At 44.2% G+C, this 20,241-nt stretch carries 25 protein-coding genes and 1 pseudogene; 10 read left to right on the top strand and 16 right to left on the bottom strand.

All coding sequences use genetic code 11. The features are described 5' to 3' along the window. The 8 genes and pseudogenes from ACTWP7_RS20300 to ACTWP7_RS20265 form a co-directional block, all read right to left on the bottom strand. Positions 1 to 160: pseudogene (locus ACTWP7_RS20300) on the bottom strand (helix-turn-helix domain-containing protein); the annotation flags it as partial. Between the two features lie 196 nt (positions 161 to 356). After that, complete coding sequence (fabI, locus tag ACTWP7_RS20295; protein WP_014642593.1) at positions 357 to 1,136, bottom strand: enoyl-ACP reductase FabI; 780 nt, start codon at positions 1,134 to 1,136, stop codon at positions 357 to 359. A 283-nt stretch (positions 1,137 to 1,419) separates the two neighbouring features. Then, positions 1,420 to 2,460, bottom strand: coding sequence for a DUF1835 domain-containing protein (locus tag ACTWP7_RS20290; RefSeq protein ID WP_443124723.1), 1,041 nt, complete (start codon positions 2,458 to 2,460; stop codon positions 1,420 to 1,422). Between the two features lie 23 nt (positions 2,461 to 2,483). After that, a complete protein-coding gene (locus ACTWP7_RS20285) occupies positions 2,484 to 3,101 on the bottom strand; it encodes a DUF2651 family protein (protein ID WP_443124722.1) in 618 nt (205 codons plus the stop codon). Between the two features lie 117 nt (positions 3,102 to 3,218). Next, positions 3,219 to 3,659 carry a hypothetical protein gene (locus ACTWP7_RS20280; RefSeq protein ID WP_443124721.1) on the bottom strand — a complete coding sequence of 147 codons (441 nt, stop codon included), beginning with the start codon at positions 3,657 to 3,659 and terminating at the stop codon, positions 3,219 to 3,221. Beyond that, a complete protein-coding gene (locus tag ACTWP7_RS20275; RefSeq protein ID WP_443124720.1) occupies positions 3,643 to 3,864 on the bottom strand; it encodes a helix-turn-helix transcriptional regulator in 222 nt (73 codons plus the stop codon). The genes ACTWP7_RS20280 and ACTWP7_RS20275 overlap by 17 nt, the downstream gene beginning before the upstream one ends. 142 nt (positions 3,865 to 4,006) lie before the next feature. Then, positions 4,007 to 4,195: a hypothetical protein gene (locus ACTWP7_RS20270; protein ID WP_443124719.1), complete on the bottom strand. Its 189-nt coding sequence runs from the start codon at positions 4,193 to 4,195 to the stop codon at positions 4,007 to 4,009. Positions 4,196 to 4,233: 38 nt separating this feature from the next. Beyond that, the gene (locus tag ACTWP7_RS20265; protein ID WP_443124718.1) at positions 4,234 to 4,386 is read right to left on the bottom strand and encodes a hypothetical protein; all 153 of its coding nucleotides are present in this window, start codon (positions 4,384 to 4,386) and stop codon (positions 4,234 to 4,236) included. 168 nt (positions 4,387 to 4,554) lie between these two features. Here ACTWP7_RS20265 and ACTWP7_RS20260 point away from each other — a divergent pair, with 168 nt between their 5' ends. After that, positions 4,555 to 4,740 carry a hypothetical protein gene (locus ACTWP7_RS20260; protein WP_224894409.1) on the top strand — a complete coding sequence of 62 codons (186 nt, stop codon included), beginning with the start codon at positions 4,555 to 4,557 and terminating at the stop codon, positions 4,738 to 4,740. Positions 4,741 to 4,808: 68 nt separating this feature from the next. Here the strand turns inward: ACTWP7_RS20260 and ACTWP7_RS20255 are convergent, their stop codons facing one another. Beyond that, positions 4,809 to 5,270 carry a glycosyl-4,4'-diaponeurosporenoate acyltransferase CrtO family protein gene (locus tag ACTWP7_RS20255; protein WP_443124717.1) on the bottom strand — a complete coding sequence of 154 codons (462 nt, stop codon included), beginning with the start codon at positions 5,268 to 5,270 and terminating at the stop codon, positions 4,809 to 4,811. Next, complete coding sequence (locus ACTWP7_RS20250) at positions 5,270 to 6,382, bottom strand: glycosyltransferase (RefSeq protein WP_443124716.1); 1,113 nt, start codon at positions 6,380 to 6,382, stop codon at positions 5,270 to 5,272. Before ACTWP7_RS20250 ends, ACTWP7_RS20255 begins: the two co-directional genes overlap by 1 nt. A 142-nt stretch (positions 6,383 to 6,524) precedes the next feature. Here ACTWP7_RS20250 and ACTWP7_RS20245 point away from each other — a divergent pair, with 142 nt between their 5' ends. Beyond that, positions 6,525 to 7,403: an alpha/beta hydrolase gene (locus tag ACTWP7_RS20245; protein ID WP_443124715.1), complete on the top strand. Its 879-nt coding sequence runs from the start codon at positions 6,525 to 6,527 to the stop codon at positions 7,401 to 7,403. 252 nt (positions 7,404 to 7,655) lie between these two features. On the opposite strand, the gene ACTWP7_RS20240 is transcribed toward ACTWP7_RS20245, so the two are convergent. The 3 genes from ACTWP7_RS20240 to mgtE all read right to left on the bottom strand — a co-directional run bounded on the left by ACTWP7_RS20240 (position 7,656) and on the right by mgtE (position 11,357). Then, positions 7,656 to 7,916: a hypothetical protein gene (locus ACTWP7_RS20240; RefSeq protein ID WP_443124714.1), complete on the bottom strand. Its 261-nt coding sequence runs from the start codon at positions 7,914 to 7,916 to the stop codon at positions 7,656 to 7,658. 209 nt (positions 7,917 to 8,125) lie between these two features. After that, complete coding sequence (locus ACTWP7_RS20235; protein WP_443124713.1) at positions 8,126 to 9,976, bottom strand: monovalent cation:proton antiporter family protein; 1,851 nt, start codon at positions 9,974 to 9,976, stop codon at positions 8,126 to 8,128. A gap of 16 nt (positions 9,977 to 9,992) precedes the next feature. Then, a complete protein-coding gene (gene mgtE / locus ACTWP7_RS20230; protein WP_443124712.1) occupies positions 9,993 to 11,357 on the bottom strand; it encodes a magnesium transporter in 1,365 nt (454 codons plus the stop codon). A 185-nt stretch (positions 11,358 to 11,542) separates the two neighbouring features. Between mgtE and ACTWP7_RS20225 the strand changes: the two genes are divergently transcribed. Both ACTWP7_RS20225 and prpE read left to right on the top strand, forming a co-directional pair. Continuing rightward, complete coding sequence (locus ACTWP7_RS20225) at positions 11,543 to 12,715, top strand: FtsW/RodA/SpoVE family cell cycle protein (protein WP_443124711.1); 1,173 nt, start codon at positions 11,543 to 11,545, stop codon at positions 12,713 to 12,715. 339 nt (positions 12,716 to 13,054) lie between these two features. Beyond that, on the top strand, positions 13,055 to 13,789 hold the full coding sequence (gene prpE / locus ACTWP7_RS20220) for a bis(5'-nucleosyl)-tetraphosphatase PrpE (protein WP_443124710.1): 735 nt from the start codon (positions 13,055 to 13,057) through the stop codon (positions 13,787 to 13,789). Positions 13,790 to 13,819: 30 nt separating this feature from the next. Here prpE and ACTWP7_RS20215 read toward each other — a convergent pair whose 3' ends face one another. Genes ACTWP7_RS20215 through ACTWP7_RS20205 form a run of 3 tightly spaced genes read right to left on the bottom strand, consistent with a single transcriptional unit; the run spans position 13,820 to position 16,179 of the window. Beyond that, a complete protein-coding gene (locus ACTWP7_RS20215) occupies positions 13,820 to 14,713 on the bottom strand; it encodes an RluA family pseudouridine synthase (RefSeq protein ID WP_443124709.1) in 894 nt (297 codons plus the stop codon). Further along, positions 14,710 to 15,525, bottom strand: coding sequence for an NAD kinase (locus ACTWP7_RS20210; RefSeq protein ID WP_014642575.1), 816 nt, complete (start codon positions 15,523 to 15,525; stop codon positions 14,710 to 14,712). Before ACTWP7_RS20210 ends, ACTWP7_RS20215 begins: the two co-directional genes overlap by 4 nt. Before the next feature lie 15 nt (positions 15,526 to 15,540). Beyond that, positions 15,541 to 16,179, bottom strand: a complete 639-nt coding sequence (locus ACTWP7_RS20205; RefSeq protein ID WP_443124708.1) for a GTP pyrophosphokinase — start codon at positions 16,177 to 16,179, stop codon at positions 15,541 to 15,543. Between the two features lie 113 nt (positions 16,180 to 16,292). Here ACTWP7_RS20205 and ACTWP7_RS20200 point away from each other — a divergent pair, with 113 nt between their 5' ends. The 6 genes from ACTWP7_RS20200 to ACTWP7_RS20175 form a co-directional block, all read left to right on the top strand. Further along, on the top strand, positions 16,293 to 16,874 hold the full coding sequence (locus ACTWP7_RS20200) for a CYTH domain-containing protein (RefSeq protein WP_443124707.1): 582 nt from the start codon (positions 16,293 to 16,295) through the stop codon (positions 16,872 to 16,874). 54 nt (positions 16,875 to 16,928) lie between these two features. Further along, a complete protein-coding gene (locus ACTWP7_RS20195) occupies positions 16,929 to 17,330 on the top strand; it encodes a globin domain-containing protein (RefSeq protein ID WP_089751234.1) in 402 nt (133 codons plus the stop codon). After that, the gene (locus tag ACTWP7_RS20190; protein WP_443124706.1) at positions 17,327 to 18,214 is read left to right on the top strand and encodes a ClpXP adapter SpxH family protein; all 888 of its coding nucleotides are present in this window, start codon (positions 17,327 to 17,329) and stop codon (positions 18,212 to 18,214) included. Before ACTWP7_RS20195 ends, ACTWP7_RS20190 begins: the two co-directional genes overlap by 4 nt. A gap of 246 nt (positions 18,215 to 18,460) precedes the next feature. Continuing rightward, positions 18,461 to 18,919, top strand: a complete 459-nt coding sequence (locus ACTWP7_RS20185) for a hypothetical protein (RefSeq protein WP_443124705.1) — start codon at positions 18,461 to 18,463, stop codon at positions 18,917 to 18,919. A gap of 70 nt (positions 18,920 to 18,989) precedes the next feature. After that, the gene (locus ACTWP7_RS20180; protein ID WP_443124704.1) at positions 18,990 to 19,820 is read left to right on the top strand and encodes a hypothetical protein; all 831 of its coding nucleotides are present in this window, start codon (positions 18,990 to 18,992) and stop codon (positions 19,818 to 19,820) included. A gap of 23 nt (positions 19,821 to 19,843) precedes the next feature. Beyond that, the coding region (locus ACTWP7_RS20175) for a helix-turn-helix domain-containing protein (protein WP_443124703.1) at positions 19,844 to 20,241 on the top strand (398 nt) is incomplete at its 3' end.

Raw genomic sequence — 20,241 nt, 5'->3', positions numbered from 1 at the left:
TAACTCAAACCTTTTCCGGTTTCCTTGTAGGTACTGCTCCATTCGGAGAGGAAATGATTGAAGACAAAACGAGCGCAACCGATTGTCTTAGCGATGAGCGATTCTTGGGTTTTATTTGGATAGATACAAAATTATACGCTTTATGCTTCAACCTTTCCACCTCCTAACCAGGAACATACGTTCTTACTTTAGAATATCACGGAAGGGAGAATATTCAAAGGCATTCGCCTTAAGGCGACGGCATTCATCTCCCCCTTTCCACCGGTCTTCGACACGGCGCTTGGAGAGGGAGTCTTCTGCCGATGAATGATAAAAAATCCCCGGCGCTCATTCTCAAGAGCCCGGGGATTTGTCTATTAATAACCGATAATGTTAAAGCCGGAGTCCACGTGAATAACTTCTCCTGTTACGCCGCGGGAAAGATCACTCATTAGATAATAAGCGGTATCGCCGACTTCTTCCTGTGTAACGGGACGGCGCAGCGGCGCACGTTCTTCAATTTCCTGAAGAATCTGGTTAAAGTCTCCTACGCCTTTAGCGGACAGCGTACGGATTGGCCCAGCGGAAATCGCGTTCACACGAATGTTGTGCTTACCTAAGTCGTTAGCTAAATACTTCATGCTTGCATCCAGGCTCGCTTTAGCAACACCCATCACATTGTAGTTCTGGACGACTTGCTCGCCGCCGAGATACGTCATGGTAATAATGCTACCACCTTCTGACATAAGCGGCTTAGCGGCACGTGCCACAGCAGTAAGTGAATAAGAACTGATGTTGTGAGCCGTTAAGAATCCGTCACGGCTTGTGTTCAGGAACTCATCCTTTAGCTCATCGCGGTTGGCAAAAGCAATGCAGTGAGCCAGTCCATGAATGACACCTACATCATTCTGAATATTTTCGAACGTTTGAATGATGGCTTCATCATTGGTTACGTCACACTCATAGAATAAGGAATTATTTTCCCCTTCAAGCGTGTCGGCCAGTTCACGAACAGCTTTCCCGAAACGTTCGGATGCATAAGTAAAAATAAGTCTCGCGCCTGCTTCATGTAAAGAGCGTGCAATGCCCCACGCAATACTTCGTTTGTTGGCTACGCCCATTACGACATAGGTGCGTCCTTCTAATGATAAATTCATTCCATGCCCTCCTTGAGGTGATTTCTACAATTGGGATTTGTTATTAGTACCTGCTCCTATTTTATTATATCAACTAACAAAATACAATTATCCTTTAAAGCAGCCCTATTTCTGCTTTTGCAAGTGAAAACTGAAAGGGTCTGCACCAGTGATGACATAGGAGTATTGATGTTCTTTTCCCGTTCCGGAGTTTGTTATAACCGCTTCGACTGAGTCTTCAAGTATCCGGAGTTTTTGTGTAAGAAACTATAAGATTCAACAGTGCTGGTTTATGCAGATCCAGTCAGCGAAGCTTTACACTATAATACCTCATGGCTTTAGGCACACCTTTGATTTCGAAGACCCCTTTTAAAATTAGAGTTCGAATCCGATATTCAAAAAAGGAGTCAACAATACTCTGCTCAAGCGTTCCCATCACTTCGCCAATGATTCTTGCCGATTTAATATAATCTCTTTCCGTCTGTGTTTCGTGTATTGCTCTGGTGATTTGAATAAGGTAGTTGTCATAGTAATCTTCCTCTACAGATTGAAGCTTTCCATCTTTCCAAATACGCAGCCGTTCTTCCGTAGTTGATAAAGTCTCCCATTCCCGAACCAGCCGCTGACGATCCGGTTTGGAAAGGGGAGATGCAGATGCACACTGCTCTAACATACCTTTCCATTGGCGAGGGGAAATCTCACCTGTATGTAAAAGGGAATAATCCACCTGTGCAACAGGAAATAACCTGGGGTGGATAACACTCGGATTCATGAGACGAATCGAGTTCAATTTGCTTCTTATTAAATAGAGCACGTATCGCAGTCCCGTGTATTCCAATGCGTTTTCTCCACTCCATATGTAAATGGGAATATGTCCATGAAGAGCCTCAATGGTTTGAATGGTTTCTTTTCTGTTCTCCACATACTGATCAATGTACTCTTCATCTACATTGATATGATCCTGCAGCCACTCTTTTCTATTGCTCAACCCTTGTTCCTCGTGGAGATTCCAAATTGGACCGTAGGAGAACGAATCGTGTAAAGACAGCACATAATCCTGCGACTCCAACTCTTTTAAAGCCACGGACAAACTACCGGCAGAGGCCTCTCCAAATACGATATGGACGCGCTCAGCGTTACGAAGAGAAGAATATCTTTCTTGTTCCTTATAGGAACGAAAACGATTAAAGCTTTCCATGAGGTCCTCAAGTATGAATTCATCCGGAACTCCTGCTTCCTTTTTAGAGTGCATGATTACTGCCATTTGAAATAACAGGGATCGTACTTCCTCATCCGTAGAGTTCTCTATTAGCTTTTTTATCTCATTCACTATATCCTTGCTCATATCCCCACTCCCTTTTCGTCCATTTATTCTAAACAATCTTTCTTCATATGCGGCCGCTCCGCCGTATATTCGTTTGTAAAAAAGTTCGGGCTCCTCTCGTATTCACACATCTGCACAACCCTGTTTTCTTTTTTTAATTCGATATAGCGATATGTATGGTGCGGATCATCTGTAAAAACAACCTCCGCAATGACAGGTTTGGTCCGGTTCGTATTACGTTTTCCCTCATAAAAGGTTTCAATGGAGGTAATGTCTCTTGTCGAGTACTCTTCTAGGCGCAGGTGTTTCTCCACTTTTTTCTCCATTAGCGCGGCATTTACCGGCCTTGATAGGACAAAAATCAAAGCAGGAATAAGAACCGCCCCTAGAAGAATGCTTATAGCTGTCTTTTGCACGTTGCGGCTGGGGTGATATGTCCGGAGGAGAAAATGAGCGGTAAGACTACCGGCAATAGCAAGGGATGTATAAATGAGGATCCACATAAAAAAAGAAGAATTAAAGTACAGGAGTTGAGCAAGCAGTGAAAGACCAAATACGACAGCCGGAGCAAGAAACAGCTTTTTAAAAAGAGAGCGGCCTAAAACGCCTATCACAAAGGCAAGCATTGGAAATATAAACAGGACAAGCGGAATTACATACATACACATCCTCCTCCCATTCAGGTTTAGTGTAATATTACACTTTAAGTGAATATTTTTCAATACACAAAAAAACAGAAGCCCTGGTTTATCAGTACTTCTGTCTCTTTAAAGAGAACCTCAACTGGAAAGCTCCTCTTCATCCTCGTCTTCTATCTTCCTCTTTCTTAATACATAAATGTAGATCACAGGCACCAGGGAACAAACTAAAATAATGCCGCCTATTAAAAAGCCGCTTCCTATCCCATTCGAGCCCAGTAATGTTACCATTGCACCACTAGCAATAGACAGGACACTAACAACGGCGAGTGATATGTAAAGGCCCTTCTCTGGTGATTTTTGCTTTTCATGATCCACACTAATATTCATCATTAGATACGCATTCACAACGGCTGAAATCATAAAAACCGCCCACAAAGGGTTTTCTGTCATTCCATCCATACCTTTCGTTACAAGATCGTAGGCAAGGATGGCTAAAATTCCAAATGTCTGGATGATATAAACGATTCGAATGTTTTTTAAATTTCTCAACTGCAGACGTTCATCATTTATTCTCTCCATTGGTTCCGCTTCCCTTCTCTATCCAGAATACTTCATCCAGCGTCTTATTCACTGCGTAACAAATCTCAAGGCATAGCTTTAACGTTGGGTTATATTTCCCTTTTTCAATTAAACTGATGGTCTGCCGGGTCACCCCCACCCTCTCGGCTAACTGTTGCTGAGTGAGATGTACACCTACACGCGATACCTTTACCTGATTTTCCATAATGATCGATCCTTTCTGCGATCATTGTAACATATATATTCCTAAATGTAATTTATATATTACATTAATTATATGAAACACGGAAATTCCTGAGTGAAGTCTGCGTGAAAAAATATTCGTTACTTGTTCATTTTGTTCTCTTTTAAAAACCGTTACGCTCCTCCCTATTCTTGGCAAACAAATGATAAAAGCTGATTTCAAATACGATAAAAGCGATGAATAAGCCTCCCACATAAGGAGCAGGCGACCCCAGGGCGACCAGGACAAACAAGCTGATCACAAACACAGCTACTCCAACGATCAGAGAAGTTCTAACGTAATGCTTTCTCACTTTACCACCTCCAAAAAAATCGAACAGGGATAAAATTCTCAGCCCTTTTTCGAACGATTAAATCTCGGTTTGCTGAAATAAGCCCCTGTAAACATGAAGAACAGGGAGATTAATATCCCGTAAGCTGCCTGGTCAAAGAACATTGAAATCGGTAGAACAAGCGCGGCAATAATAAACATGAGTCTCATCATAGCTGATCCCTTCCTTTCCTTACGTACGATTCGCCCGCTTCGATCGTTTCATTTTTTCTTTCATCCATTAACAAGAATGGCAAATTTTCCATGAAAAGGAGGGATAAATTTTGATAAGAAGGGAATACAATACATAGGATCGTATAGATCCGAGAAAGGCGGGATTAGATGTTGTGGTTATGGTTGTTACTACCAGCTGGATTGATTATCCTGTCCGTTCACTTTGAACAAAAACGCAGGGAGCAGACGCGCCTCGTTCCGGTCGTTGATGAGCAGAAGGCAATGGAAGAGATCTACAGATCTGAAGGTGCCGCAGTAAAATCAGCCGATCCAAAGAATATGAAAAATTTCTAAATGAATAAGTTAGGGACGGAAGCGCATCATACGGCTTTCCGTCCCTTTTTGTGCGCTGGCGCAGCGCGTCACCGCTGCTTCTTTTCGTAAACCTTCCTGAATCGTTCTAACCGGGTGCGGTTATAGCGCTGTACAACGATGAACGGAAGATTAAATAAAATCGCATAGAGAACCATGACCCACCCGGCCCACATAGGCAGGATGAAGAAAAATAATGGGGCGGGAAGGATCTGGATCCAGTGAGACAGCTCGGAGCGGCTGGTCTGCAGGTTTAAGGCTTGAAACTCTTTTTCGTTCCGCAGGTGAGCCGCCGTCTTCCCCTTACCCTGATTCACCCATTTTCTGGCTTCGGGAAGTAAATGCTTCCATTTCTTTATTTTCAGCTGCTCATACACCCGTCCGTTTTTCTCCCAATTCTTTAACTCATATAGTTTGGAGAAAGTTAAAACCATAGATGCGGGCAGCTGAGATACAAGTACGCTGATGCTTATATGGATCATTACCCAGGCAATTATTATCTTTGTAATCATCAGGACGACCCTCTCTTATTCTTTCCAGCTATATTCCGCCCCTTCCAAGTGGATTCCTTCCAAAAGAAGGTTTTCAAAATGGAATAGCCAAACAGAACGACAAAGAAGAAGAAATGCAGCGGGAAAAGGATCGCATCATACCACTTGAAGTTCCCCATTTCCTGGAGCGTGCGACCAAGCCAGAAAGCAAGAATTCCATAACCGATCAGGCTCCACCACCCCATGTCAGGAATGTTAAGGAGGTAAGAGATGACAGACGTAATCCAGAGAATCGCAGCAGTTGTCATCCACGGCGATGCCGTTCTCGCTCCCGAAGCAAAGCTTTTAGACCACCCTTCCACCACTGCTTTCAGACTGGCTTCATACATCCTCATGTTCACCACATGTCTGCCGCTGAAGGCATAAGTCCGTATGTCCCTGGCTTCCGCGCGTCTTGCGAAAGCCAGGTGCTCTACGATTTCACTGCGGATCGACTGATGACCGCCAAGCTCCCAGTACGTCTCTGCCGGAATAATTAAACAGGGGCCAAAGCCTCCATGCTTGCTGATCTGATCCTTCGCGACCGTCGTGATTCCTGAGGAAGCAAATACCACCAGGTGGAAAATAGAAGAAAACTTTTCCCAGAACGAATGCATGTAGTGATAAGGGTGTACCGTAACTAAAGCGTTCAGGTCTTTATTCTCTGAAAACTGGATGATCCTTTCCGGTCCGTGTTTGGAGAACCATGTGTCTGCATCAAGAAAAAACAACGTCTTTCCTTTTGCTATTTTTGCCCCGTTATAACAGGCCCAGGATTTACCCATCCACTCTTCCGGTAAAGGCGGATTGCTGATAACCTTGACTCCAAAAGATTCTGCTGCTGCCCGGGTCCGGTCTTCTGAATGGTCATCCACCACAATCACTTCCCTTTGGGCATTATTCGTTGCGAGAATGGAAGGAAGTAACCGTCTTAAATTTTCTTCTTCATTACGTGCTGGTATAATGATTGAGTATGTACCCGTTTTTCCAGGTTCTTGAATAGGAAATGAAACCTTCTGCCAAAAAAGCAGCAGAGTTGAAATTATGGCCAGGAACATGAACCACATGGCAATCACCTCATCTTTCTTAAGCATAGCGTATGCTAATTTTGTATGTAAACTATTGTTGCGGTCGCGAACCAGCTCGATCGTCTGTTATACCTTGTGTCCTGAAGATCTTCACGATTATCTTCCTTTTCTACCGGGTATAAGCAATCAAAAAAACAGGGGGTTCATTATGTATAAATCTATTATAGCCAATACACTCCGTTTCTTTTCAGATCAATCTCTGAATACACCCATGGTTCCCATACAGTCCGTCCAGGAGAAAAAGGATATTCTCATTGAAACTGATGTGAAAGATACATATATATCCTGCTACTATCCAAAAGGAGCAACGGGTGAAAATCTGCCTGTGTACATTAACCTGCACGGCGGTGCCTTCATTATGAATTCCAAAGAGATGGATGATCCATACTGCCGGCAGATCGCGAACAATACAGGCTGCATCGTTATCAATGTTGACTACGCCAAGGCACCGGAATATCCTTTTCCAGGGCCTGTGGAGCAGTCCTACCAGCTGCTGCACTGGATAAAAGACCATGCCAAAGACCTTAAGATTGATCCAGAAAAAATTATGGTCGGCGGGCAAAGTTCAGGTGGAAATATTATGGCTGCGCTCTGTCTATTGCTGAAGGAGCGGAACGAACCTCAGCCCCTCCTCCAGGTGCTGATCTGTCCCATGCTTGATTTTGTTACCCCGCATGCTGATAAACCAGAGGGCGATCCCGGTCGTGCGCGTTTCCCTCAGGCTGCCCATTTTCTCAACTTGTGCTATGTACCGGAAAGAAACCAGGCGGAACATCCGCTTGCTTCCCCCGTCTTAGCTCCCCATACAGACAAGCTTGCCCCGGCGCTTATAATTGCGGCGGAATATGACGCTTTCTCCCAGGAAGCTGAAACGTACGCAGACAAATTAAGAAACGCCGGCGTGCCCGTAAGACACGAAGTATTTGAAGACTGCTATCACGCCTTCACTCACTTAGGACCCGAGCTAAAAGCGCAGAAAGCTTGGACAATGATTGAAAATGAAATCAGAAAAACCATTCAGTCTTAAGATTTAAGCCGGCTTGTTTTTCATAATAAAAGCATCGTAAAGATTTTAGTCAAAACTCCACTTATAAATATCAAAGCTGCTATGGACACTCCGAGAGGTGCACCAGGCAGCTTCATCTGTTCTTTAAACCTCTTAACCATATTTTACCCCACCTGTTTCTCTATCTATATAAGAAAAACTTCGTGTATTTCGTCAAGCCTAACATATACCTCCAGTAGTAAAGGTCAGACACGCTCACACGGTTTGGATCCTCTATCTAAGCGCACGATCCAATTTCTTCTTACAATACACCTGATACGAGCCTTTTCTTAATTTCCTTTTAGAGAACCTTCCGATCACGCGCCGTACTTTTGCATCATGGATGATTTGCTGCCGCTTCGTTTCTTCAGAGAGATAGTCCTGAAACCAGGTATGCTTTTTCAGTTCCTTTAGGTTTCCTTCGATATCTTCTTCCTGCACCTTAAATATGGAGAGTTCTAACAATAACATGATCAGGTCCACAAGTACGGTCATCCTTCTCCTCCTCCGTCCTAAATTCCATAGTACATCTACGATTATTATAGTACTGGAGTTTCAATAAGAGGCGTTTTATAAATTATGATCTCCCTATTTCAACTGGCGAAGTTTCTATTTCATTTGACTGCGGCCCAATTCAGGCAGGGCGAAGAAATCACGCCATAAAAAAGGACCCCCTTTCATTTCGAAAGGAGATCCCTGCTTATTTAAAATTCAAGATCCATTTTCAGTTCATCTACATACTCACTTGAACCCGTCACGATCAGACGGTCACCCAGTTTAAGTTCCGTGTCCCCGTGCGGCACAATGGAATCTTTGCCACGGAAAATCCGAACCATGATCACATCTCCAGTAAACGGAAATTCCCGAAGATACACTCCGTTATACGAGGAGTTGTTCATGTTGATCTGGTAGAGCGCACTTTCCTGTTTCGTAATGATATCGACGACGTTCGGTGCTTCAATCATGGCTTTCAGGAGAGCTTTAGATGATAAGAAGACAGAGAACACGCTGACCTTAAGCTCTTTTAGCTCGGAGGTCAATTCTGGAGATTCTACACGGGCAATGACGCGCTCGACTCCTTCTTCTTTCGCAAAGCGTGCAATTTCGGCGTTCTTCTCTTCATCACCTGTAGAAGCGACCAAGAGATCAACCTCAAATACTCCATATGCTTTCATGGCGTCCACGTTATAGCCATCCAGTTCCTTAATATCGAAGCAGGAGCGGCTGATTTTATCATCGATTTTATCTACTTTTGTATGATACAAGTGGGTCTCGTAGGAATTGATGTCCAGCTCCCGGACCACCGGCAGCGTCATGCGGTTGGAACCAATAAAGGACACCACCGTTTTATGCTGTTCATCCTCAAACTTGCCATAAATCTTCTTAAATACAATCGGAGCGATCAGACAGGTGAGTACCGCCACTAGAATCAGCGCACCTTCCATCTGGGCATCAATCATGCCTTCTCTCTCCCCGATCGTTGCAGCCGCAATCACAAGCGAGAGCGTAGAGGTCAGAATAAATCCTGTACTCAAGACTGTGCGCGTATCATACCATTTTTTCAAAATCAGCGCAGGTACGACTTTCGATACGAGCAGTGCTATGAATAATAATGGAATGAGAATGACCACGCGATTGTCGGTAAACAGACTCCAAATATCAAGATCTACCCCGACCATCACAAAGAAGATCGGAATCAAAAAGCCGTAGCCAAAGCTGTCTAATTTCTTCACCATCTCCTGGTTCGGAGACAAGAGAGAAACAAGGGTACCTGCAAGGAACGCGCCCAGAATGTTCTCGGCGCCTACGGTTTCGGATAAGGCTACGAGCAGGATAATCAGCGTGAAAACAGCTCGCGTATCGATCTGGATGGTACCTTTGGCCATCGTTTCCACAAAGGATTGATGACGAAACTGCTTGCCGACGAAGTAAAGCAGAACCCCGACCGCAAACAGTATGAGCAGGAGCCACGTATTGCCTTCGCTCTCGCCGTACAGCGAAACGAAGACGGCTAATAGAATCATTGTGGCCAGGTCAGCAATAACAGCAACCAGAAGAATTGTCTGACCAATCGTCGACTTCATCATCTGCGCATCCTTAAGCGTTGGAACAACGACACCAAGCGATACGGTGGATATAATCAGTGTCATTAAGAAGGCATTGTCGATAAAGCCAGCCAGAACAAATAGATAGGACAAACCGAGAGAGATGGCGAATATTCCGGCGAACACGATTAAAGCCACGATGACCGGATTTGGAGCTCCTGTCCCTTTATTTTCGGGCTTAGCCCTTTTCTTTCTTCTGGCAAAAATGGAGAAGTCAATTTCGAGACCACTAAGAAACATAAGAAAGATAAACCCAAGCGTTGATAAAATCTCAAGCCAGCTTCCCTGTTCAACAATATCGAGACCACTTTTTCCTATAATTAATCCGACTATAATCTCTGCGACCACGACGGGAATCATGTTCAGTTTAAAACGATGCAATAAGATGGGAGTGATAAATGCAGCTAGTATGACAATAACTAAAGAAGTTACTGAAGCTCCATGTTCCATACTCGCCCTCCTTCCACTAGATGAGTAAATTCATAAATGCTGTAGCCATACCGAAATAAATCAGTATGGAAATGATGTCATTGATGGTCGTGATGAATGGTCCTGATGCAACAGCAGGATCGATATTAAATCGATGCATGATGAGAGGAACGAGTGATCCAGCCAGAGTGGCTACGATCAACGTCGATAAAATGGAAAGCCCGACGAGCAAACCTAAAAAGATGTTCCCTTGCCAGAAATAAACGACGAGTGTGATGATAATCCCGCAGGAAATCCCCGTAATCAATCCAGTTCCGGCTTCCCGAAGCATCATTTTAGTCTTACCTTGTTTATCAATTTCACCTGTCGCAATTCCTCGTACCGCTACCGCAAGTGCCTGTGTACCTGTATTACCAGCCATTCCGGCAATGAGCGGAATAAATATCGCAAGAATCGCTACTTTATCAAGCGTATCCTCGAAGCGGCCGATCAGGCTTGCCGTTACACTGCCCAGGAATAGCAGAATAACCAGCCAGGGCAGCCTTTTTTTAGCTGAATCAAAGGCATTTTCATCTGGACTGTCTACGTCAGAAATACCTGCAAGCTTGGAATAGTCATCGCTTGCTTCTTCTTCCATAACGTCCATAATATCATCGACTGTAATAATACCGAGCAGGTGATTCTGGAAATCAACAACGGGAAGGGCAAGAAAATCATAATCTCTTACCATCCGTGCCACTTCCTCCTGGTCTTCGGCTACGGAAACGGAAACCACACGTTCATTCATAACGTCCGATATGAGCCAGTCGTCTTCTGAAATAATTAAATCACGAAGCGAAATAACACCGACCAGACGTTTGTCTTCATCAATGACGTACGTATAGTAAATCGTTTCGGCATCAGGAGCTTCTTTTCTTAAATGAAGCATTGCTTCCCTGATTGACATGCCGGCCTCCACGATGACGAACTCCGTGGTCATAATAGAGCCCGCGGTTTTTTCCTCGTAGTGCAGCAAATCTTTTATTTCCTGTGCCGCTTCCTTATCCATAATGGTCAGGAAGCTTGCCACCTTGTCTTTATCCAGTTCATTAAAAATATCTACCGCATCATCCGTAGACATCTCTGCGAATACTTGCGCCGCAAATCTGGGATCCATTTCAGAGAAAAACGGCTCGATTTCCTCATAATCAATATGCTCCATGAAATCGGCTACTTCTTCGGGAGATAGATACGTATAGATCTGCATACGAACGTCAACATCTAATCCCTCGAAAATCATAGCCTGATCATAAGGGTGGAGTTCTAGAAACTCGGCGCGGAATTGGTCAATGTAATCATTAAAAAGCGCATCCTTTATCGTATCCCAAACCTCTTGGCGCTCCTGGTCATCTAAGTGTTCCATAGCTCCCCTCCTTGACGTTCTATTCGTTTTTGACCGTTTAATCTTAATTGCCTGCTGGACGTTTGTCAACGAAAGTATTTTCTTTTCAATAAATCATTAAGTTGACTTAAAATTATTGGAAGAATCATGTACACTTACAATTATAACCGTAGTTTAACAGATTGCTTGATAGAAAGGGAACATTCATGAATGATAACCAGCAAACTTCACCAATTGATTTTACCATTATATTCATTGTCCTGGCCTTTGGAATCATCAGCTGCTATACCCTATACACCGTAGATCCCTACTTAGGCACTGGAGATCAAGGTTCTTATATGAAACAAATCGTCTGGTACATACTTGGAAGCATAGTCGCAGGCGTGGCTATGATTCTGGATTATGACCGCCTTCATCAAATCGTTTGGGGTCTTTACGGATTTGGACTCACGGCCTTACTAATGCTCTTCTTTAAATTCCCGCCGGGGCTCGTTCACTATTCAGGCGGAGCCTGGAGCTGGTTTAAATTACCTGGCATCGGTACCATCCAGCCCTCCGAGTTTATGAAGGTTTTCCTTGTCATTACGCTTGCTCATGTGATTGTTAAACATAATGAAAAAACCAGAACGAAAACTGTTAAGACAGATCTAATGCTGCTCGGAAAGCTGTTGCTTCTTTCCATAGTTCCGATGGGACTCATTGCGGTGCAGCCGGATTTAGGTACCTTCCTTGTGTTAGTATCCATCACGACGTTTATGATTTTAGTATCCGGTATTCAATGGAAAATACTGCTTTCGATCGTCTCATCCGTACTAATCGTTATTGCAGCTGTTGCGACTACTTTCCTATTTAATATTACAAAAGTTACCACGTTCTTTGAAGAATCCGTGTTTGCTCACGTGGACTCTCGCTTCTATGGCTGGCTTCAGCCTGAAAAATACGAGCTCGGTGCCGGCCTGCAGCTGATTAAAGCAATCACAGCGATCGGCTCCGGACAGCTGACGGGCAAAGGTCCAGGCAACTTTGAAGTGATGGTGCCCGAACGCCACACCGATATGATCTTCACCGCGGTATCCGAACAGTTTGGTTTCGTAGGCTCAAGTATTGTCGTCACGCTGTTTTTCCTTCTGGTCTATCGGATGATCCAAATCGCTCTCGAAAGTAACGATGCGTTTGGAAGTTATTTAATTGTCGGCGTCGTAGGAATGATTGCATTTCAAGTCTTTCAAAATATCGGCATGTCCATTCAGCTGCTTCCGATCACGGGACTTCCGCTTCCCTTTATCAGTTACGGAGGAAGTTCGACACTAGCTTATATGCTCGCAATCGGCCTCGTGCTGAACGTTAAATCCCGTACAAGATCTTACATGTTTGAATAACACACTCAAAAGGTGGAGAAGCTTTGTAAAAGACTTCCCGCCTTTTTTTGATTATTCTAAGCCGGTCTAAAAAAAGCTCTGTAATGCTCAGTATGGATTTTTTTAATAAAATCTCCCATTACTTGAAGACTCAGTTCTGAGATAAATAGGTCCGTTACTAAAATGGGGATAAGGGTTGGTGGGGAGATAATTCGCTTTCCTGTGGCCCTACACGATGCAGGGTCGGAAAGCGAATCGTTCCCCGCAGGACCTAACTCTCTAACTAGATATCTCGAAACTGAGTCTTCCAGTATCGGGATCTAACCTATCTCATAAAGATTCATTGGAAGGAGAATGATGATGAAAATTGATGTAATTGGCGATGTGCATGGCTGTCTCGATGAATTAAAGCAGCTATTCACGAAACTCGGCTACGAATGGGAAAACGGGCTTCCTTTTCATCCCGACGGACGCACCCCGGTCTTTGTTGGTGATATTACGGATCGCGGTCCTGCTTCAGTGGAGTGCATTCGTTTTGTCTGCCAGTTAGTATTAGAAGAAAAAACGGCACTCTACGTGCCCGGCAATCATTGCAATAAACTATACCGTTTTTTCCTTGGAAATCCTGTAGAGGAAACCCACGGTTTAGAAACAACAGCTGACGAATACCGAAGCTTATCCACGCGTGAACAAAAAAAGGTGCGCAAGCAGTTTATGACGCTGGTGGAGGAATCCCCTCTATATCACGTACTGGAAGAAGCAGACGCTGTCATCGCCCATGCCGGTATCCGCAGAGAAGATATCGGAAAAAATAATAAGAAGGTGAAAACGTTCGTATTATATGGCGACATTACAGGAGAAAAGCTGCCGGACGGACGTCCTGTTCGAAGAGACTGGGCCCAGCAATATGACGGCGACTTGTGGGTAATTTATGGGCACACACCTGTACGCGAACCCCGCTTCGTCCATAAAACCGTTAATATTGACACGGGCTGCGTGTTTGGAGGCGAACTAACCGCGTTCCGCCTGCCTGAAGAAGAACTCGTCAGTGTTCCTTCCTCAATGCCGTTCGTTGAAGAGAAGTTCAGATACTAAAAAATCAGACTCCAGGCGGGGTCTGATTTTTTAGTATTCACATGCCATGATATAACGATTCCACTCTTCAGGAATGCCGGATGTAAAAGCCATCGGCACGCCTGTCCAGGGATGATCAAAGGCCAGTTTATGACAATGAAGAGCCTGTCCGCTCCAGGGAAGATCTTCTGGCTCTCCGTATAAAGTATCCCCCACGAGCGGATGACCAATGGAAGCCATATGGACACGAATCTGGTGAGTACGCCCGGTCTCAAGCTTAAGTCTGACGAGGGTATGCTGTTCATGGCTTTCCTGAACCTTGTATAACGTCTTTGATGGTTTTCCATCTGCACAGGTGGTCCGTTCCACAATGGATTCCGGTTTCCGGGCAATCGGCGTCTCAATAACTCCTTCACCCTCAAGCTTTCCTTTTACCAGTGCCGTGTAAAAGCGCTCGACTCTGCTTTTCTCAAGTGCTAGCAGCCGGTGGCTATAAGCGTGCTTCGCTGCAAGCATAAGCCCTGACGTCTCCCGGTCCAGCCTTGTGACGATATGAACCGTATTGGAAAGACCGTGCTTCTCGTAATGATAAAGCAGCCGGGTTGCGATGGAAGAGCCTTCATGGTGAGAAGATGGAACGACTGGAACCGAGGACGGTTTGTCCATCACGATCACATCTTCGTCCTCATAGCGGATCGATAGCGGGCCTTCTTCAGGCATCATTCTCTCGCCGCGAACTTCTTCGGGAAAATAAACGGTAACCATCGCTTCCGAATCTACCTTCTGCTTGAGAGAAGCTGGCTGGTGATTGACGTAAATCGATCCTCCCGCTTTCACTCGTTTAATCAGCTGGCGGGAGAAGCCGGCCCGCTTCTGCAGGAAATCCCTCACTGTCTGACCTGACGCCTCAGGCGGAACGCGCCAGTTTTTGGTAACCGTACTCACTCTTTAGAATGAGAATACTCATCGGATACGAAGGAATCATGCACACGTCTCCAGAACGGAAACGGACGGAAGCGGGCAAAACGGACTTTTTCAGTCGCCACTCGGCACTGAATTGATTTCACATCTTTGTATGTGCGTGTAATATGATCCATCGTGATCAGGAAGCTTCTGTCGTTCAACGGCTTTAATAAACAGGTATGATGGCTTGGCAAAATAAGCGGAGAACCGATGGTACGGAACACCCGGTTGTTAATGGAAGCCATTTCCGCAATCTGAATTGCTTCCAGGGAAGGATGGAGAATCGCGCCGCCGAGCGCTTTGTTATAAGCGGTACTGCCGGATGGCGTGGAAATGCAAAGTCCATCTCCGCGGAAGGTTTCAAAATGATCGCCTTTAATTTCGATATCAAAAACAACCGAACCTTCTGAAGTCTTAATGGTACATTCATTTAATGCCAGATACCGATCTTCCTCTTCCCCGTCTTGTGGACGGATCGTCACTTCCAGAAGCGGGTATTCAACCACCTGAAAAGGCGTCCGCGCGATTTCAATAATCAGCTTTTCCAGCTCTTCCGGCATCCAGTCGGCATAGAAGCCTAAGTGTCCGGTATGAATCCCGATAAACGCTGTTTGATCAAGACGGTGTACATACGTGTGAAAAGCTTCCAATAACGTGCCGTCCCCTCCTACAGAGATAGCAAGATCAGGCTCATCCTCATTATATTCCAACTGGAATTCCGTTAAATAATTTTTGATTTTGGATCGTATTTCATTCGATTTCTGGTCGCCTTTGGAAAGGATCGAAAACTTCATCTGCTGCCCACTCCTCTACTTCTTTTTAGTATGGTTTTTCTGATCTTCTTTACGCAAAAATACCTTCTGGGCTTCCTGGATTTCACTTTTAATCTTAGACATTTCTTCATCCAGGCGGAAGGCTGCTTCGCCTGCCCGCTTTAACCGGCTTTTAATTTCCGTTGGTATTTTACCAGCATATTTATAATTTAAGGAGTGTTCGTTGGTCGCCCAGAAATTCATAGCCAATGTACGGATTTGAATTTCTGCTAACACAATCTTTTCTCCATGGATGGTTTCGACTGGGTACTCAATGATTACGTGGTAGGACCTGTAACCGCTCTCTTTTTTGCGGGAGATGTAATCCTTCTCTTCTACAATGGTAAAATCATGACGATTTTTGAGCATGTCTACGACAGCATAAATATCATCTACAAATTGACAGACTACACGCACACCCGCTATATCCTGTAACTCTTTTTCAATGTTTTCAGGATTAATGGCTTTTCTTCTGGCTTTCTCAATAATACTTGATCTTGGTTTTACGCGACCCGTGACAAATTCAATCGGAGACTGCTCCATTTCATATTCAAACTGCTGGCGCATTCCCTTTAGTTTTACTTTTAGTTCGTCAACTACTTGTCCATAAGGTGCTATAAATATATCCCAATTCATCTTGCGCCCACCTTTATGTATCCAATCTGTATAGTAAATATGTGCGTTTTCTTATGCATTCATTGTATCATAAAGTTAAGTCACATCAGAAATGATAAAGGAGGCATTCTAAATTGTCCCAGGAAATCGAAATTGAATATAAGAACCTGCTCACGAAGGGTGAGTACGATCGTGTACACCAATTATACCCATTCGAATCAGTTGAATTCATGGAGCAAACCAATTATTATTTTGAATCAGATGATTTAAAGCTTCGCAGTCTAGGGGCTGCTCTCCGCATCAGGAAAAAAAACGATCAATGGACGTTGACCCTGAAACAGCCTCATCCTGAAGGTCTGCTTGAAACCCATGACTCATTGTCTGAACACGAGGCAGATTTATGGATCCAAAACCGCATGGTGGAAAAACCGAATGTCGGGAAACAGCTGGAGGAGCTTGGCGTTTCTTTGGAGGACTTGAAATTCCTTGGTTCCCTGACCACAAGAAGAAAGGAAATCGAGTACAAGGATACCCTTCTCGTTCTCGATCACAGCCTCTATTATGATCAGGAAGATTTTGAGCTGGAACTCGAAGCTAAATCAAAAGAACAAGGAAAATCCGTTTTTTCCCAAATTTTAAATCAATGCAATATTCCTGAAAGGGAAACAGATAATAAGATTAAACGCTTTTATAAAGCCCGGCAAGAATCAGAATAGTTGCCGTAGCACACACCCATTGCTAAAATGGATTAACAGACAGGAAGGGATTTTATGGTACAGCGACCTGGAACGATTTATGAGGCGCTTGGTGAAGAAAAAATATCGGAGCTTGTCGAAGCATTTTACAGCCGCGTGAGTAGTCACCCGGATTTAATTCCGATCTTTCCGGAAGATTTAACGGAAACCGCACGAAAGCAGAAGCAGTTTTTGACTCAGTTCTTCGGCGGTCCTCCTCTTTACATCGAAGAGCATGGTCACCCAATGCTGAGAGCAAGACATCTGCCTTTTGAAATTACACCAACTCGAAGAGACGCCTGGCTGTCCTGTATGTCAGGCGCTTTAAACGAGGTTTCTATTGAAGAGCCTTACCGGTCCGCTATATTCGAGCGATTAACGATGACGGCGAACCACATGATGAACACACCAGAAGAGGAGAAAGGAGAATCGAAGTGAGTTGGAAAAGCTTGAGCAGCAATAATGACACCCAAGGAACAGCCAGCGGTTTTTTCAATTTATTAAAGCGGCCCATAGAAATCTATGTGTTTATCGATCCGCTCTGTCCTGAATGCTGGTCACTTGAACCATTCTTAAAAAAACTCACTATCGAGTACGGCCGCTTCTTTACCATCCGTCCAATTATAAGCGGGAAGTTGACTTCCTTTCAGCAAAATAAAGTGAAGAAACCTGAAAATCTGAAAAAAGCGTGGGACAGCACTACTTCCCGGACCGGCATGTGCTGCGATGGTGATGTTTGGATTGAGAACCCGGTTTCCTCCCCCTTCGCGGCTTCTCTAGCTGTAAAAGCAGCCGAGCTGCAAGGTAAAAAAGCCGGCATGCGGTTTCTCAGAAAAATTCAGGAGTATGTTTTCCTGGAAAAACAGAATATTTCCGATGAAGATGTATTAATTGAATGCGCCAGTAAGAGCCGTCTGGATGTAGATGAATTTAAGAAGGACCTTCATTCCGATGCCGCTCGCAACGCTTTAAACTGCGATTTGAAATTGACACACGAAATGGAAGTGGAATCCACTCCTACGATCGTCCTTTTCAATGAATCAGAAGAAGATGCCGGACTTAAGATAACCGGTATGTATTCCTATGACGTGTATGTAAAAGTTCTGAAAGAGATGCTGCAAAAGGATCCAACCCCTGCCATTAAGCCAGCTCTTGAAGACTTTTTGCACTACTACCGATTTGTAGCGAACAAAGAAGTTGCGGTCGTCTACGACTGGACAGAACAGCAGGCAAAGAAAGAAATGAAAAAATTAGTGCTGAAACAGAAAGCGCGTGAAATCCCCGTGAAACACGGTGCCTTCTGGGAATATCTCGGCACATAATAAGCGGCTTTGAAACGGTACCGAAATGGTTAGATGGCTGTCTAACGATTTCGGTACCGTTTTTTTATGCGTAATTGGACTGGAGTGTGTTCATAGGCCCGTTTTCTGCCTCTCTTGCGCCGCCCCCTCCTCCTATTGCCCGCAAGCCAATCTTTTCTCTCGGGTTGTAATTCTCATGAAACTTTTTCAGTAAATGATCGTAATACCCATTGTAATCTGTCGCAAATGAGGAGGTAAAAAATATTAATGATCAAAAAATTATTTAACAGTTTAGGCTGGCTATTAATAGCGGCTTACTTTTTCGTGTGGACTGTTTTTGGTTATAAGGAATGGCTTTTGATCGCTGCCCCATCTGTCTATCTTTGTTTTTACATAGCTGAAGGAGGTCTTAAAAAACCACGCAGAAGTTGTCCTGAAAAACGACGAGTGCTAACTGGCGCATTTGCTTATTTAGGAGCTATAGCTTTTACACTAATTTTTATTTACACCGCCAACTATATTATCAAAGAGAACCTTCAGCTAGAAGGCTGGGTAAAGACCATGAGTTCGTGGATCGCTGTCCTACTTGCCCTCATTCCAGCTACATTATTACTGGGATACGTCCTGGAGGGATCACAGAAACACGGTGAAAACGATGAATACTCTTCTCTGGACGAAGAACGAGTGAAAGAGAAAGCGTATGAATGGATGCAGCTGGATTCGTAAGTGGAATGTGTAAAAAGATTGAGACAAACGTACAATTTGTCTTTAATTCACGCCAAACAGATTGTAGATGATGTATAGGATATTCCCGACAAATGAAAAGAAAGAAGGATTAACAATGATTGCTGATATGTACAAAAGAAGAGAAAAATTGGCTTATTCCCTTATAGGTGCCCTCATTTTAATTTTGGGAGGATATTTGCTATGGAATCGGCCGGAGACTAGTCAAGAATGGCTGGAAGCAGCCGTGCTGCTTGTTCCGGTTATTTTTATGGGAATGATTGCGGGATCGAGCCGCCACAAATATAATAAAGTGAAAGACCTGTCCATACCGGAAGCATCAAGTTCTCTAATGGAGTCGGACCACGTCGTATGGAAATCCGATGCAGGGAAACTCCCTCGGCTGATGGCTTTCGAAAAAAACGGAGCCTATTTTGGAATGCTGAAAACGGAAAAACTGCCGTGGTGGGGCTATCCAATTGTGTTTTTCCAAAAGTCTATCTTATCGTTCATCCCGAGTACATATAACTTTTATACCCAGGACGGTGAAAAGCTTTTTTCCTTTCGGCGAAACGGATTTAAGGAAACGAAGGTTACCATTTTTGACGCAGCAGGAAATCATTCAGGCACTTACATACAAGAAGAATTCAAAAACCTTTTCCATGGTAAGGGAATTAAAGACGAGGAAAACCAACCTGTTCTTTCCATAAAGGCCTCAGGTACAAGTGGTGATTTTTCCTTAACTGATGAAGATGGTCATCGCTGGGCGCATTTTTATCATTCATCGGCAGAAGACTCCCTCTTCAAGCGCCGTGTCGAAGACCGGTGGCAAGGGGGAGATGAATGCCGGCGCCGTAAGGCGAATGCCTTTGAATATTCTCCCTTCCGTGATATCCTAAATTAAGAACGTATGTTCCTGATTAGGAGGTGGAAAGGTTGAAGCATAAAGCGTATAACTTTCGTATCTATCCAAATAAAACCCAAGAATTGCTCATCGCTAAGACGATCGGTTGCGCTCGTTTCGTCTTCAATCATTTCCTCTCCGAATGGAGCCGTGCCTACAAGGAAACCGGAAAAGGTTTGAGTTACTCTACTTGTTCCAAACAACTACCCATGCTTAAAAGAGAATTCCTTTGGTTAAAGGAAGTGGATAGCACGGCCATCCAAACGTCGGTCAAACATCTTTCTGACGCTTATAAACGGTTTTTCAAAAAGCAAAACCAAGCTCCACGGTTCAAATCAAAGAAGAACAGAGTCCAGTCCTACACCACAAAATGCACAAACGGAAATATTGCCATCCAGGATCGCAAAATCAAGCTGCCTAA

Source organism: Halobacillus sp. B29 (assembly GCF_052246755.1).
GTDB classification, from domain to species: domain Bacteria; phylum Bacillota; class Bacilli; order Bacillales; family Halobacillaceae; genus Halobacillus; species Halobacillus halophilus.
Note: the sequence above shows the minus strand (reverse complement) of the source record. Positions and strands in the feature narration are given on the sequence as shown.

Bases quoted from the DNA above. Each gene is read 5' to 3' on its own strand.
- fabI (WP_014642593.1), bottom strand. From the start codon at position 1,136: ATGAATTTATCATTAGAAGGACGCACCTATGTCGTAATGGGCGTAGCC.
- ACTWP7_RS20290 (WP_443124723.1), bottom strand. From the start codon at position 2,460: ATGAGCAAGGATATAGTGAATGAGATAAAAAAGCTAATAGAGAACTCT.
- ACTWP7_RS20285 (WP_443124722.1), bottom strand. From the start codon at position 3,101: ATGTATGTAATTCCGCTTGTCCTGTTTATATTTCCAATGCTTGCCTTT.
- ACTWP7_RS20280 (WP_443124721.1), bottom strand. From the start codon at position 3,659: ATGGAGAGAATAAATGATGAACGTCTGCAGTTGAGAAATTTAAAAAAC.
- ACTWP7_RS20275 (WP_443124720.1), bottom strand. From the start codon at position 3,864: ATGGAAAATCAGGTAAAGGTATCGCGTGTAGGTGTACATCTCACTCAG.
- ACTWP7_RS20265 (WP_443124718.1), bottom strand. From the start codon at position 4,386: ATGATGAGACTCATGTTTATTATTGCCGCGCTTGTTCTACCGATTTCA.
- ACTWP7_RS20260 (WP_224894409.1), top strand. From the start codon at position 4,555: ATGTTGTGGTTATGGTTGTTACTACCAGCTGGATTGATTATCCTGTCC.
- ACTWP7_RS20255 (WP_443124717.1), bottom strand. From the start codon at position 5,270: ATGATTACAAAGATAATAATTGCCTGGGTAATGATCCATATAAGCATC.
- ACTWP7_RS20250 (WP_443124716.1), bottom strand. From the start codon at position 6,382: ATGCTTAAGAAAGATGAGGTGATTGCCATGTGGTTCATGTTCCTGGCC.
- ACTWP7_RS20245 (WP_443124715.1), top strand. From the start codon at position 6,525: ATGTATAAATCTATTATAGCCAATACACTCCGTTTCTTTTCAGATCAA.
- ACTWP7_RS20240 (WP_443124714.1), bottom strand. From the start codon at position 7,916: ATGACCGTACTTGTGGACCTGATCATGTTATTGTTAGAACTCTCCATA.
- ACTWP7_RS20235 (WP_443124713.1), bottom strand. From the start codon at position 9,976: ATGGAACATGGAGCTTCAGTAACTTCTTTAGTTATTGTCATACTAGCT.
- mgtE (WP_443124712.1), bottom strand. From the start codon at position 11,357: ATGGAACACTTAGATGACCAGGAGCGCCAAGAGGTTTGGGATACGATA.
- ACTWP7_RS20225 (WP_443124711.1), top strand. From the start codon at position 11,543: ATGAATGATAACCAGCAAACTTCACCAATTGATTTTACCATTATATTC.
- prpE (WP_443124710.1), top strand. From the start codon at position 13,055: ATGAAAATTGATGTAATTGGCGATGTGCATGGCTGTCTCGATGAATTA.
- ACTWP7_RS20210 (WP_014642575.1), bottom strand. From the start codon at position 15,525: ATGAAGTTTTCGATCCTTTCCAAAGGCGACCAGAAATCGAATGAAATA.
- ACTWP7_RS20205 (WP_443124708.1), bottom strand. From the start codon at position 16,179: ATGAATTGGGATATATTTATAGCACCTTATGGACAAGTAGTTGACGAA.
- ACTWP7_RS20195 (WP_089751234.1), top strand. From the start codon at position 16,929: ATGGTACAGCGACCTGGAACGATTTATGAGGCGCTTGGTGAAGAAAAA.
- ACTWP7_RS20185 (WP_443124705.1), top strand. From the start codon at position 18,461: ATGATCAAAAAATTATTTAACAGTTTAGGCTGGCTATTAATAGCGGCT.
- ACTWP7_RS20180 (WP_443124704.1), top strand. From the start codon at position 18,990: ATGTATAGGATATTCCCGACAAATGAAAAGAAAGAAGGATTAACAATG.